11 protein-coding genes are annotated in these 14,072 nt (G+C 29.6%); 2 read left to right on the forward strand and 9 right to left on the reverse strand.

What is annotated here, in order from left to right; translation table 11 throughout:
* Positions 1-221: 221 nt before the first annotated feature.
* The 6 genes from NSU06_RS09760 to NSU06_RS09785 all read right to left on the reverse strand — a co-directional run bounded on the left by NSU06_RS09760 (position 222) and on the right by NSU06_RS09785 (position 8,264).
* Positions 222-2,393 carry a bifunctional glycosyltransferase/CDP-glycerol:glycerophosphate glycerophosphotransferase gene (locus tag NSU06_RS09760; protein WP_079118803.1) on the reverse strand — a complete coding sequence of 724 codons (2,172 nt, stop codon included), beginning with the start codon at positions 2,391-2,393 and terminating at the stop codon, positions 222-224.
* Between the two features lie 154 nt (positions 2,394-2,547).
* Positions 2,548-4,275, reverse strand: coding sequence for an ABC transporter ATP-binding protein (locus NSU06_RS09765; RefSeq protein ID WP_017176011.1), 1,728 nt, complete (start codon positions 4,273-4,275; stop codon positions 2,548-2,550).
* Between the two features lie 294 nt (positions 4,276-4,569).
* Positions 4,570-4,968, reverse strand: coding sequence for a glycerol-3-phosphate cytidylyltransferase (tagD, locus tag NSU06_RS09770; protein WP_017176012.1), 399 nt, complete (start codon positions 4,966-4,968; stop codon positions 4,570-4,572).
* Between the two features lie 105 nt (positions 4,969-5,073).
* Entirely contained in the window at positions 5,074-6,138 is a 1,065-nt protein-coding gene (locus NSU06_RS09775; RefSeq protein WP_048679973.1) for a glycosyltransferase family 2 protein, read from the reverse strand.
* Entirely contained in the window at positions 6,135-7,229 is a 1,095-nt protein-coding gene (tarB, locus tag NSU06_RS09780; protein ID WP_025987151.1) for a teichoic acid glycerol-phosphate primase TarB, read from the reverse strand. Before tarB ends, NSU06_RS09775 begins: the two co-directional genes overlap by 4 nt.
* 222 nt (positions 7,230-7,451) lie before the next feature.
* On the reverse strand, positions 7,452-8,264 hold the full coding sequence (locus tag NSU06_RS09785; RefSeq protein WP_002449143.1) for an ABC transporter permease: 813 nt from the start codon (positions 8,262-8,264) through the stop codon (positions 7,452-7,454).
* 314 nt (positions 8,265-8,578) lie between these two features.
* On the opposite strand from NSU06_RS09785, the gene tagH reads away from it, so the two are divergent.
* Complete coding sequence (gene tagH, locus NSU06_RS09790; protein ID WP_002449138.1) at positions 8,579-9,373, forward strand: teichoic acids export ABC transporter ATP-binding subunit TagH; 795 nt, start codon at positions 8,579-8,581, stop codon at positions 9,371-9,373.
* Between the two features lie 47 nt (positions 9,374-9,420).
* Here tagH and tarA read toward each other — a convergent pair whose 3' ends face one another.
* Positions 9,421-10,179, reverse strand: coding sequence for an N-acetylglucosaminyldiphosphoundecaprenol N-acetyl-beta-D-mannosaminyltransferase TarA (gene tarA / locus NSU06_RS09795; protein ID WP_002455672.1), 759 nt, complete (start codon positions 10,177-10,179; stop codon positions 9,421-9,423).
* A gap of 178 nt (positions 10,180-10,357) precedes the next feature.
* On the opposite strand from tarA, the gene NSU06_RS09800 reads away from it, so the two are divergent.
* On the forward strand, positions 10,358-11,101 hold the full coding sequence (locus NSU06_RS09800) for a M50 family metallopeptidase (RefSeq protein ID WP_061815595.1): 744 nt from the start codon (positions 10,358-10,360) through the stop codon (positions 11,099-11,101).
* Between the two features lie 41 nt (positions 11,102-11,142).
* Here the strand turns inward: NSU06_RS09800 and NSU06_RS09805 are convergent, their stop codons facing one another.
* Both NSU06_RS09805 and NSU06_RS09810 read right to left on the reverse strand, forming a co-directional pair.
* Entirely contained in the window at positions 11,143-11,790 is a 648-nt protein-coding gene (locus tag NSU06_RS09805) for a metal-dependent transcriptional regulator (protein WP_017176019.1), read from the reverse strand.
* 182 nt (positions 11,791-11,972) lie between these two features.
* Positions 11,973-14,012: a cation:proton antiporter gene (locus tag NSU06_RS09810; RefSeq protein WP_017176020.1), complete on the reverse strand. Its 2,040-nt coding sequence runs from the start codon at positions 14,010-14,012 to the stop codon at positions 11,973-11,975.
* Positions 14,013-14,072: the final 60 nt, after the last annotated feature.

Genomic DNA, 14,072 nt, shown 5'->3' on the forward strand with positions numbered 1-14,072 from the left:
TATTTTCATAAAATAACAACTAATGTTCTGTAAAAAATACATTTAACATTATACCACGAGAAAATGTTCGTTAAAATAACATATTTAATAAAATAATTGTCTATTTTTCTTTTTTGATGTTATTTATCATAAATACCATTTAAACTTAATACGGTTATATAGAAAAAGAATGGGAAAACGAATTCAAAGTAAATTTTTCCCATTCTTTATGTCATTTGATTTTATGATTCATTTTCATGAATATCATTATGAATATAGTCTGCTATAAATTTAGAAGATTGACCTTTTTCAATTGAACAAAAATCATTATAGAACGCTTCAATTTTATCTTTATATTTTTCTTTATGTGTATCTAAATGTTTTAATTCTTCAGCAAGTTTAAATTCATCTGTAATAATTTCTCCTGGTAAATCTTCCATATAATTCATATAGAAGCCACGAAGACCTTTATCGTATTTTTCGATATCATAAGCAAAGAAAAATTGAGGACGTTTTAAAATACCATAATCAAACATCACTGACGAGTAGTCAGTAATAAGCGCATCAGATATTAAATATAATTCTGAAATATCATTATAATTTGAAACATCAATAGCAAAGTCATCGTATCCAGTTAGATCTAATGCATTTGCAATAAGATAATGCATTCTTAGTAAAATGACATAGTCATCTCCAATTTGCTCTTTTAAATTAGCTAAATTTATTTTCAAATCAAATAAATATTGACCTTTTTTAACGAATTCATCATCTCTCCAAGTTGGCGCATACATAATGACTTTTTTATCTTTTGGTAAATTTAAATCTTTTTTAATTTGTTCTATATACTCAGTATCATTTTGTCTTGTAACTAATACATCATTTCTTGGATAGCCAATTTCCCAAATTCTTTCTTCATTCATCCAAAAAGCAGACTTAAAGATATCCGTAGAATAACGGTTTGGAGATACTAAATAATTCCAACGAGATGCTTCTGTATAAAAATTCTTTTTATAATTTGCTGTTGTTGTTCCTGGCATTCTTACCACTTTCATATCATTTGCTAAACGTTTTAACGGTGTACCGTGCCAAGTTTGAATATACATTTGATTCTCTTTTTTATTTAAATACAATGGTAATCGAGCATTCGAAATCCAGTATTTCGCTTTAGCATAAGCCTCATAATATTCTTTGGATCCTTTTTTCACTTTAGTTGCATTTCCAGGAATAATATTGTTATTAGGCTTAGAAAAGACCCAAATATATTTATATTGTGGATAGTGTTGTTGCATATATTCATATATATACTTTGGACTATCACTGTAATTTTTACCACCAAATGACTCAAATATAATCGTATGTGGATCTACCATATTTTCATTATCAGTAAGTTGATATTTAGCACGTTCTTTCATTTTATTGTTTGTTAGAATACTTTTAAATAAACGTGTTTTTTTACGTAATTCATTCACATATCTTGCATTCTCAATGTCATCCATAGATAAAAACATGATTTCAAGATTATATAACAACTTACCATCTTTAATGATATTCCATTTTAGTGCTTTTACTACTTTAACTAGAGTGTGTTCTAAAGCAATATATCTTGCTTTAATATCTCTAAGCGAAGGATCAAAACCTTTTTTAATTTCATTTTTCATTCTTTGGACTAAAAATTTCTTAACTTCTTTATTTGTAGTTCTTTGTATAGCATCAAAGAAACTATTTGTATAGTCTTCAAATTTATCAATAAAATCTTGATCACTTAATGTATTACCATTAAATGGATCATATACTTCACCACGATAATAAAACGGAAAATTAACAATTCTAACAAAATGTTCAGCATATTTCAGATAATCTAATACAAATGAATTATCAATAAAAATGCTTAAATCTTCATTAAATTTAATGTCATGTGCTTTAATAATTGCATTTCTAAATAAAATATTACATGCAGTTTCTTTTCGTAAAATTGAATTAGGATATGAATGATGTGATCGATACTGCAAACGTATCTTATCTTTATCTACATATTGAGGACGTTGCATTGTAAATTTGTGTACCGGTGCAATTAATGTATCTAAACCATTGATATGATTTAAATAATATTCAATAGCATATGAGGCTAATTGATCATCCGCATCTAAAAACATCACGTATTGACCTTTTGCTAAGTCTAAAGCGATATTTCTAGCATGTGCATGACCAGTATTTGTTTCAAGTTGAATAAACGTCACATCTTTATCATAAGATGCTAACGTTTTATTTAAGATTTGTGTTGAATGATCCGTAGAACCATCATCTACAATAATGATCTCAAAATCTTGATTCCTTTGAGTTTTTAAGCTATTAATACAATCTTCAATATATTCTTCACTATTAAAATATGTAATAATTATTGATAGTTTATTCAATATCATTCTCTCCAATTTTATTTATGTTTATTCAATTAATTTTTAAGCAATGTGTTTGTGTACTAACTATATCTTATCAGTCTAAGATTTTTTCATCTACACTGTAAAATTATAGATTACTTTATCATCGTGATATTTGGATGTTCGACATCCATTATTTATTTATATTTTGTGTAGTCACAAATTGATGATATTTCTCATGATATTTCATTAATTCGTCATGTGTACCTTCACCTGTCACACGTCCTTGATCAATAAAAATAATTTGACCTGCCTTTTTAATCGTAGACAGACGGTGTGCAATCACTATTGTTGTTCTACCTTTCATCAATACTTCTAAAGCTTCTTGAATTTTTTGTTCACTTTCACTATCAAGATTTGCAGTAGCTTCATCAAGTAACAATATGTCTGGATTTTTCACAAAACTTCTAGCGATATCAATACGTTGTCGTTGCCCCCCGGACAGTTTTAATCCACGTTCGCCCACTAATGTATCGTATCCTTCATCAAATTGCATAATAAAGTCATGACAGTTTGCTAGTTTTGCATATTTAATTAGTTCTTCATCAGAGACATTACGGTTAATACCATATAAGATATTATCTCGAATTGTTCCTGTCATCATAGAGTTTGACTGCATGACATATCCAATTTTGCTACGCCAATTTGTAATTGGAATATCATAAATACTTTCATTGCCATATGTAATATCACCATTATCGATATCATACATACGTTCAATTAAATTAAAAATAGTACTTTTCCCAGAACCTGAAGGACCAACAAAAGCACTAATGTCACCCTGAGGTATACGAAATGATACATGATCAAGAATCGTTTTTACATCATATTTAAATTCTACGTTATTAAATTCAAGTGCTCCATTCTCAATGTTGATATTAGCAATGGGTTTTAACTGTTCCATCGGTTCAACGGGTTCTTGCATAATTTCATAAATACGTTGACTTGCACCTACAGCTTTTTTGTAATCAGTAACGAGTGTAGATAAGTTCATAAGCGGCATAGATAACTGCATCACATAAAAAATCATAGCTATTAAAGCACCTGCTGTAATAGCACCTGTAGCAATTCTAATGGCACCAAATCCTAAAATAATGGCTATCATTAATAACATAATTACACTTGAAATAGGTTGAATAATCGCTACTATTTTTGCTTGTCTTAAACCTAATTTATATATTTCATTTAAGTTATAATGTGCATTATTTAATTCTTTTTGTTCAGTATTAGAAATTTTTACTAAACGCATTTCTGTCAATACACGACCTAATAACCCACTAAAATTGGCAATTTCTGCTTGGGTATGTTTTGAAATTTTTTGCATACGTCTTCCAAGTGGAATCATAATACCCATAAATATTGGAATAGCTATGAAAGTCAGTAAAGTCATTTGCCAGTCCATAATAAACAGCATAATAATAGAACCAATCAATGTGATAATAGCTGGTAGTAATTGTGGTAATTTTTGAGAGATAAAATCGTTAATGACCTTAGTATCATCAGTTAAACGACTCATCAACTGACCACTTTCATTTTTGTCAAAAAATGGCATTTTCAGTTTAATCATGTGCTCCCACAATAATGAACGAATACCATAAATCATTTTTTCTCCAATTTTACTTAAGAGGTAAATACCTAAACCGCTAAGTAATGCATTAATGATAAATATACTTGCAAATAGAACGACAATATTCCAATTAATATTATTAGTAGAAAATTTATCTACTAAGCGACCTGTAAACAGTGGAATCAATAATCCGCTAAGACTTCCTAACGAAGAAATGATAACAGCAGTTATTATTAAACCATAAGGCCAAGACAATCGTTTAAATAGAAAAAATAATGGATTGTGTTGTTTCATAAATAAACCTCTTTAATCATCAATTTATATTTGTATTTTTGATATTATATTTAGTGTTTATCCTAATTTAAATGTATTTTAACTGGTAATTTGATTGATTGTTCTTAGTATAGCATTTTATTTAAAATGTTTTATTACATAAAAATAGGAGTGCCCTAGAATTCGTTTTGAATTCACTGTTCACTCCCAAAAGGATGAGTCAAATCAAACAAATTATTGTTATCTACTTGATTTAATCAATGATTGAGACATAGCTAAACTTCTAAGGCGTCTATATATGCCTTCAATACATTATTATTTTGCATCTTTTCCGTATAGCTCTTGTTTAATTTTAGTTGTTGAAATACCCTCCGTGCGTTTGAGGTATACAACTTCACATTTGTCTTTTAGGAAGTCAAATTGACCTTCCCAGTCATGGCCCATAACAAACACATCAACATCATAACGATCAACGTCTGTTTCTTTTTGACCCCATCCATCTTCTGGAATCACTAAATCAACGTAACGAATAGATTCTAACATCATTTTACGTTGTTCAAAATCATAATAAGATTTTTTATTTTTAATTTGGTTAAATTCATCTGTAGATAAAGCTACAATTAAATAATCACCCATTTCACGAGCTCTTCTTAGTAATTCTATATGACCATAATGTAATAAATCATATGTACCATATGTAATGACTCTTCTCATATTTCCTTTCTCCTTTACAAATATTTAACATTAATTAATAATCTTAATTTAGCATAAATATATTTAACATACCATTAATTTTATATTGACCAGACCCTTTCTCATTTACTTATTCATCATACGTTTCAATGATTGCTTTCCACTGAATGCTAATTTTTTAGGCATTACTTGTGCTTGAAAACGTAAAAAACCAGGTCTCCCAATTCCTACATCAATAAGTGTATGTCTCCATAACTCATATGTCTCACGTGTCCAATGAGTCGCACTTTGCTCTACGGCTTGTACTATTCTAAACAACGCTTCTCCAGAATAATTTGTATGTTGCATATCTCTGATATATTGAGTGATTTTGTCTATAATTTGAAGTGTCACTTTACTGTATTTTATTAAATATGCTTGAATGAGATAGCTGACAATTAAGTCATCCATTCGATAACTATAATATGCTTTTTCGTTGACAAGTAATAACATATCCATGACTTCACATCGAACTTTTCTAGCATCTTCTAAGTAAGATATAAACGTATCTGCACGTTGATCTGTAATAGAACCTTCTCGCTCATTGTATCCATATACTATAAAAGGAACTAGTTGGATATCCCTTGCCATTAAATAAGCACGAGTGACAAATGTATGTTCTTCACAAAATACTACATCTTCATCGAATCTTAGTGTATTAAATTTAGCTTTGAATAACTTGCCACCTGGTCCAATAGATTGAAGTATTTCTGGCGCTTCTGCTAAAGAAACTATTGCTTCACGATGAATGTCTTCGTGTGTTGGAATAACTTTCCAGTCGCCATTCAATCCTCTACCGATTTGCCCAATCACAATATCTAGATGCTCATTTTTTTCATAATATTGAATCATTTGATCCATTTTTCCAGGTAAAAATTGATCATCTGCATCTAAGAACATAAACGCATCGATATCATCTGACATTGCAGAAAGACCCATATTTCTACTTTTTGCCGCTCCTTGATTGTCTTGATGATAAACAATGAGATGTTTAACTTCTTTTTGCAATTCAGTTAACACTTGTTTTGTACGATCTGTTGATCCATCGTTAATACAAATAATTTCTACGTCATGTGTTGTATCAATCGATTTAACTGCTTTTCGAATTGTATTTTCAGCATTGTATACTGGAATAATAACCGCTAATTTCATTCTTTCACCAACTTTTCAATAAATTTCAATACGTTTTCTAAGCTTTTTTCACTATTATATTTATGCCAATTTTTAAATAATGGTTTTATTTCTTTTTCATTATATTTAATCTTAGTCACTAATTCATCTATATGTTTCACTTTATAAAATGTTGGAATATCGCGATAAAATTGATTCAATCCACGTACCTCTTCATACTCTTCTTCGTCAAATACATAAAATAATGTAGGCTTATTGAGTAAACTAGCTTCTATTGGTAGAGAGCTATAATCACTAATAATAATATCAGCCATCATTATTAGTTCTGATGTTGGCGCAATATGCTCACTATTAGGGATTGATGGATGAAGTTGATTAATGAGAGTATAGTTGGGTAATTGCTTTTCAAAATATACTTTATCAATTTGACGATTATCCATTTGATTTTCACGATAAGTAGGCACATATAATGCTAATTTATTAGGAATATTATAATATTTTTTTAACTTTTTTTGCTCCGTCTTAAGGTCTAGTTTAAAATATTTGGTTAATCGAGGTAGACCCAACTTAAGCATTTGAGTGCGCTTAGCGTCAAAAGCACTTTCAAAACATTTACTCATCTCTTCTCCACCGACTAAATAATAATCAGTAGCCTTATAAACGCTTTTATATTGTTGAACCATTTTTTTATTATTTAAATCTACTTGATGATCCGTTAAACCAAAATTTTTTAAAGCACCTGAAGCATGCCATGTTTGGATGATGGTCTGTCCTTTTTTCTTATGATACCCTCCGAGCATAAGATAATATGTATCAATCACAATCACTTTTGCTGTACTTATCGTCTTGATATGTCTCACTATATGATTATTTCCTGCAGGAACAAAAGATACATTTTTAAATTGCTTTAGCTTAGCCCATTCTTTTTCTTTAGCAATGACTGTTAATTCATAACCTTTCTGATTTAATTGCTCAATTATTGGCATAACGTCTTCGGGAAATGTCATTAAAATCGCAATATGATTCGATTTTAGTCGTTTAAATCTAAAAATTTGGTTTACGATAGTAATAAGTGTCATATAAATATTTTTTATCACTACTCTTGTCATCATTTAATCCCCTTACTCGTTAATAAAATAATTTATAAAGAAAGAGTAGGACAGAAATACATTGATTTTGTCTCTACTCTTTATCATTTTCACATACATCTCTATCGACATCGTCTATATTTTATATTTATTTATGATATATATGCTAAAGAGCTTGAAATGCAATCTAATACATTTCAGGCTCTCTACTAATAAATGTAAGTATTGATTTATCTAGCACACGTTTTATAAAAAATCTGCAAAATGATCTCGATATCTACGATGTAATATAGACCCTAATACAAAGAATACTATAATAATCACAATATTATAAAGAAGTAATCTCCAATGTTCAATAAAGTACCATTGATGGAATAAAATTGCTGCGCGATAAGACTCAGCTAAAAAGTATACAGGGTTAAATTTCATAATGTCATTAATTACGCTACTAATTCCAGTATCTTTTGGTATCCATAAAATAGGAGACATATAGAATAAAATTCTTAGTAATGCTTGCATAATCATCTGTGTATCACGAACAATGATTCCAAGTGTTGATGTAAAAAGTGCTACAGAAGCCACAAAGAAAAATGTTAGTGGTACGTAAATTAACAATTGTACAATATGGATAGACGGCATAATGCCATTTCCCATACAAATTGCAATAATAAGTGCTAATAAGCCAATATGGCCATAAAATTTACTTGTTACGATATAAGTTGGAATAATTGATAAAGGGAAATTCATTTTCGCTACTTGGTTAAATTTCATAGATACTGATTTCGTACCTTCAAGAATACCTTGGTTAACAAAGAACCACATGCTAATTCCTACTAGTAACCATAAAATAAATGGAATGCCATGTATCGGTTGATTACTACGAATTCCCATACCAAAGACAAACCAATACACCATAATTTGAAGTGCTGGGTTAAGTAATTCCCAAGCCATACCTAAGTAATTATTTGTATTTGTTATTTTAATTTGAAATTGTGCAAGTCGTTGCACTAAATAAAAGTTTTTTATATGTTCTTTAAAAACAGTTCCTACTGCCGACATTGAATTAAACCACACTTTCAATTGTAAATTCATAATGGCTTTTAATTTCTTTAACTACTGATTAAAATCGTTTTATTATAAAATTTCTAAATCAACGTTTAAAATGATTCATATAAATCCATTATATATTTACGCAACACATTAGTCGAAAATTTTATTAGGATAGACTTAACTCAGAAAAGAAAGTAAAATTAATATATTGTTTACAAAAAAGATACAAAATCTCATATACACTTTACACTAGGTTAATAAATTTAACAACTATTGAGTGATGTATTATAATCTATATAATAAATCATAAGAAAGGAAAAATCATGAGCGTATCTGTTAACATAAATCATGTGACAAAAGAATATCGAATATATCGCAATAACAAAGAACGTATCAAAGATGCGTTAATTCCTAAAAATAAAAACAAAACCTTCTTTGCTTTAAATGATGTGTCTATTACTGCTTATGAAGGTGATGTGATTGGTTTAGTAGGTATAAATGGTTCAGGAAAATCCACGTTAAGCAATATGATTGGTGGTTCATTATCTCCAAGTTCTGGAAATATAGATCGTCATGGTGAAGTAAGTGTCATCGCCATTAATGCCGGTTTAAATGGGAAACTGACGGGCATTGAAAATATTGAATTTAAAATGCTTTGTATGGGGTTTAAAAAGAAAGAAATTAAAAGACTTATGCCTCAAGTTATTGAATTTAGTGAGCTTGGCGAATTCATTTATCAACCTGTTAAAAACTATTCAAGCGGTATGCGTGCAAAACTCGGTTTCTCTATCAATGTAACTATTAATCCTGACATTTTAGTTATCGATGAAGCACTATCTGTTGGCGATCAAACATTTACTCAAAAATGTTTAGATAAAATATATGAGTTTAAAGAAGCAAATAAAACGATTTTCTTTGTAAGTCATAATATCAGACAAGTGCGTGAATTCTGTACTAAAATCGCTTGGATTGAAGGTGGAAAGCTAAAAGAATTTGGTGAATTAGATACAGTGTTACCTAAATATGAGCAATTTTTAAAAGATTTTAAGAAAAAATCTAAAAAAGATCAAAAAGCATTTAGACAACAACTTGATGAAAAACGTTTTGTTGTAAAGTAAAAGAGGATGAGACTTAAGTGATTCATAGGCTTAAGTCTCATCCTCTTTTATTTTTTCTTCTTATTCTGCAATTTCCAAACTTTAAACATAAATTTAGGAATACTTTTTATACGACCTATTCGCTTCCAATCAATAAGTAATCGGTAGACCCATTCCATATTTAAATTTCTAAAAAGACGAGGCGCTCTTTTTTTAGTACCACTAAACACTTCTAATGAGCCACCTACGCCCATCATTACTGTATGCTTAAAATTACTTTCATTTTTTTGAATCCATTCTTCTTGTTTTGGAACACCCATTCCAACAAATAAATAGTCAGGATTGAAACGTTGAATTCTTTTCACTACAGTTTCATCTGACAGGTCAATATACCCATGATGATACTCAAAAGTAACATTAGGATATTTCTGTTGTAATTTGTGTTGTGCTTGCGCAACAATTTCATTTTTTGATCCTAACAAATATACCTTTTGACTTTGCTCGTGTGCAACTTTAATACATTCTTCCATAAGTTCAATACCTGGTACACGTCGCTTTAATGGTTGTTTTAATCTATTAGAAGCTTTAACTACACCTGTACCATCCGCAATGATATAACTTGCACTATTTATAAGCTTTCTATAGGTTACATGTTCAGAAGCATACACTACGATTTCAGGATTAGCAGTTACAATAAACAAGTTATCATTTGTATTATTTTCAAAAAAATGTTTAATATTTTCAACCATATCCAACATTGTCACATTATCGAATTGTACGCCTAATATATCTACTTTATCGTTTTTTTTCTTTTTTGAACTATACATTTACGTTAACTCCCTGCTTTCTTACCCTCTTTATATGTTGTAATGAATTTATAATAACCTCAACTTATTCATCATATATTATTTTTGTCATTGTATTCAAAAATACGTCTAAAGTCTAAAGGTCCAGTTTATCTTAATGATTTATAATAGAAGTCATACTATTAACGTGAGGTTGATTATGGATTATTTGCAACAATTTTTAACTACGACTATTATCTTAAATATTTATTTAGTCATTATTATAGCAATATCTTATATAATTATTCATCAAAATCGACATTGTTCTTTTAGTCAATATTTAGATATTTACTTAAATTATATTCCAGTACTGACTCATGAAATGGGTCACATTCTATTTAATAAGTTAAGTGGGGGGCATGCTAAAGATCTTGTCATTGTTGTACGCCCTAGTGAACGTAAAGAAACGTTACAACAAGGCTATGCAATAACACAATCTAAATCAGTTACTGGACAATGTATTACGACATTAGGTGGATATGTCATGCCACCAATCATGTTAATGATAGGTTTTTGGACCATTCATTTTAACTATCCAAGCTTATTTTTAATCTTATATAGTTTGATATTTATGTATTACCTTATTTTAACATCTCGAAAATTGTCTCCCATTATCGTTTTAATCATTTTAATTTCATTATTGTATTTTTTATTGCAAGACAATAATCAATTTATGATTTTTTATATCGTAGTCCTCCTATGCCATCTTATCTTAGGTGTCCTATTAGGAGAAGTTTTGCAATCTAGTTGGACAATTATATTATTGACTTTCCAAAGAGTAAAAACACATTGGGATGGTAATACTTTAGCTGAATTGACACATTTACCAACATTATTTTATAGTCTATTTTGGATTATGATTAACGGTTTCTCTTTATATTTAATATACAAATTTATGATTTAAAAACGGCTCATCATATTCAAGTTGAATAGATGACGGTTTGTTTAATTTTTCTCTACAAATATATTCATTGCATTATCATAACTAAGAATCGTCATAGTTGTATTATTATTTATAATCATGACTTTATTGGTTTTATCTTTAGATACTATTTCAATGTTATCTCCAATTGAAATATGCTTACTGGATAGATAAACAAGTAAATCCGTTCTATCGCGAACACGTTTAATGTTTACTATGTCTCCTTCATCATATTCAAGTAATGAGTCATTATACTTTTCTTTATAAATATAATTTCTTGGAATAACTCCTCCATGCGGACAAGTTTCAGGATAATTTAACAGTTTATCTATCCTTTCTAAAAATAAGTCAGAAATTTTATGCTCTAAAATTTCCGCTTCTTGATGTACTTCTTCCCAATTATAATTTAACACTTCAATTAAAAATTGTTCTAATAAACGATGTCTTTTTATAATATCGAGTGTATGAGAGAGACCTTCTTCAGAGAGTTTTACCCCTTTATAATGTTTAGTTTCAACAAATCCAGCTTTTTCTAAACGATTTACCATCTCACTTACAGAAGGTGGTTTTATATCTAAATATTGAGATAGTATTTTATTTGAAACAAAAGCGCTATCACCACCATTAGTTAGAATTGCTTTGAGATAATCCTCTTTTTCTTCAGTTAACATGATTTCACCTCATAAACAGTTTCATCTTATTGTATCACGAATGGTTGAGTAATGTGGTTGTCTTCTATCATCTTACAATAAGAGGAATACATCTTAAATTTCAATTTTAAACCTTCCATTTATACTAAAAAAAACCTAAGACATAGCGAGGTGTCTTAGGTTTAGTATTAATTATTATTAAATTAATCAGTTAAACTGTCTACAATAACCATTTCATCATAGTTAATTGCCTCACGTAATTTTAAAGCTGTCGCTTCTGTAATCTCTTCATCACTAATAAGTTCAGTTAAAATACGACGTTGCTCTCTTAAAGCATTCAACTTAATTTTAGTAATTGAATCTTCAGAACGTGTGTTAAAGAAGTTAGATGGTGATAAGTTGTCTATTCTCATTAAATATCCATCACATATCATACCCACTTCTAATTTATTATCTTCATTTGCCTCTTTAACAAGTCGGCTTACAACATTATAATGGACTCTTTTATTGATTTTAGAAAGTTCCATTAAGTTTTCAGTAACACTTAATGATGAAGCTGCATTTGTACGTGTACGAATATGACGTTTCAAAAGTAATCCTCTAATTCCAACAATAATACGACGACTGAGTGAAGCTTGTCTATAAACTTGTGTACGTTCAGCAAATCGCATATAGTTTTCTAACATGCTTTCCGTAATTTCGCCTTCATCTGCTAATTTTTCAAGCGTTTTTGTTTCTACGTTAAAAGCAATTCGTTGTAAACGTTCCAGCTCTTTTGAATTCTCGTCATCTTTTTCTACTGATTTTAGGAAAGTTAATTTATCATGATATTCTTTAATAACATTTCCATATCGATAGCTTGTTTCAAATGAGGAACGTTTGTTTAAATAATCAATCACGTGTTCTAAAATATAAATTCTTGCTTCTTTAAAATTCATACTTCCTATTTTAGGTTGAGGTGCATTTTTCGTAACAAAAGGTAAAATGATTTGTGCAATCACTAAGCTTAAGATAACCATACCTGAAGAAATAAAGAGTAAGTCATTACGATACTTAAATGACTCATGATTTTCTAAATAGTAAGGTAACGTTAATGCGATTGCGAGTGAAATTGTTCCATGAACACCACAAAAAGTCATAATTAACGCATACATACTTCGTTTAGGGGGTTTCTCTTTCGTATTTGTTCCATCATCATTCATTAATTTTTGGAATGGACTGACTGATAGATAAAATAAAGGATATAGTACATAAACCCAAATAAATCTAAATACATATACAGCCAATGCTACTAATAAAGTAATTCCTATTAAGAAAAGTAAGTTATGTGGTTCACTTTTAATAATTTTTACAATGACTTCCGGCACTAAGAAGCCAAGTATTGAGAATACAAAACCATTTAACGCATAGCCTAAAATATTCCACGTATGGTTATAACTTAGTTGAAGGCGTGTACGTGTTTGAGCAATACGGTCACGTTCAAAACCATGAACAAGTCCAGCCACTACAGCAGCAATAATACCTGAAGCATGGAATAGTTCTGCCACAAGATAGGTTACAAATGGTGTTAACAATTGAAGAAATACAAACATATTAATATTTTCAATACCACGTCGTGTTAATGTTAGACGGAATCGAACAAGTAATATACCGATTAACAATCCTACAATGGCCCCTCCGATTGAAGCAATTAAGAATTGTTGAATCGCTTCAAATAATGAGAAAGCGCCAGTAACAAGTACCCCTACTGCTATTTTAAATGAAATGATACCTGCAGCATCATTTAATAAAGACTCACCTTCTAAAATCGTCATTGCACCTTTTGGTAATACTTTACCTTGAGTAATAGCTTGCACTGCCGGAGCATCGGTAGGACAGAGAATTGCGGCAATCGCAAACGCTGCACCAATTGGTAAATCTGGCCATACTAAGTGAATAAATAACCCTACACCTATGACGGTAGTAATTACTAAGCCTAATGCCATTAACATGACAGGTTTAATATATCTTCGTAAATGTACCCTAGATACATTAACACCTTCAACAAATAATAAAGGTGCAATGGTAGCTAGCATAAAGAGTTCAGAATCAAAATTGAATTCAACTGGTACAGGCAATATAAAGAGGATCATTCCTAATATGATTTGAATAAATGCAAGAGGTACTTTAGGAATAAAAGTATGAACAAAGGAGCTTACAATAACAACAGCTAGAAATATGAGAATCGTTTCAAATATTTCCAAACTTTCACCCCATTATTTCATATTTAATTTGAGATATAAGATACATTATCATCTTATTTA

The organism is Staphylococcus sp. FSL W8-1270 (assembly GCF_038007165.1).
Lineage (GTDB): Bacteria > Bacillota > Bacilli > Staphylococcales > Staphylococcaceae > Staphylococcus > Staphylococcus hominis.

What these genes read in the sequence shown, in the direction of transcription:
- NSU06_RS09765 (WP_017176011.1), bottom strand. Translation starts at nt 4,275, where the DNA reads ATGAAACAACACAATCCATTATTTTTTCTATTTAAACGATTGTCTTGG.
- tagD (WP_017176012.1), bottom strand. Translation starts at nt 4,968, where the DNA reads ATGAGAAGAGTCATTACATATGGTACATATGATTTATTACATTATGGT.
- NSU06_RS09775 (WP_048679973.1), bottom strand. Translation starts at nt 6,138, where the DNA reads ATGAAATTAGCGGTTATTATTCCAGTATACAATGCTGAAAATACAATT.
- tarB (WP_025987151.1), bottom strand. Translation starts at nt 7,229, where the DNA reads ATGATGACAAGAGTAGTGATAAAAAATATTTATATGACACTTATTACT.
- NSU06_RS09785 (WP_002449143.1), bottom strand. Translation starts at nt 8,264, where the DNA reads ATGTCGGCAGTAGGAACTGTTTTTAAAGAACATATAAAAAACTTTTAT.
- tagH (WP_002449138.1), top strand. Translation starts at nt 8,579, where the DNA reads ATGAGCGTATCTGTTAACATAAATCATGTGACAAAAGAATATCGAATA.
- tarA (WP_002455672.1), bottom strand. Translation starts at nt 10,179, where the DNA reads ATGTATAGTTCAAAAAAGAAAAAAAACGATAAAGTAGATATATTAGGC.
- NSU06_RS09800 (WP_061815595.1), top strand. Translation starts at nt 10,358, where the DNA reads ATGGATTATTTGCAACAATTTTTAACTACGACTATTATCTTAAATATT.
- NSU06_RS09805 (WP_017176019.1), bottom strand. Translation starts at nt 11,790, where the DNA reads ATGTTAACTGAAGAAAAAGAGGATTATCTCAAAGCAATTCTAACTAAT.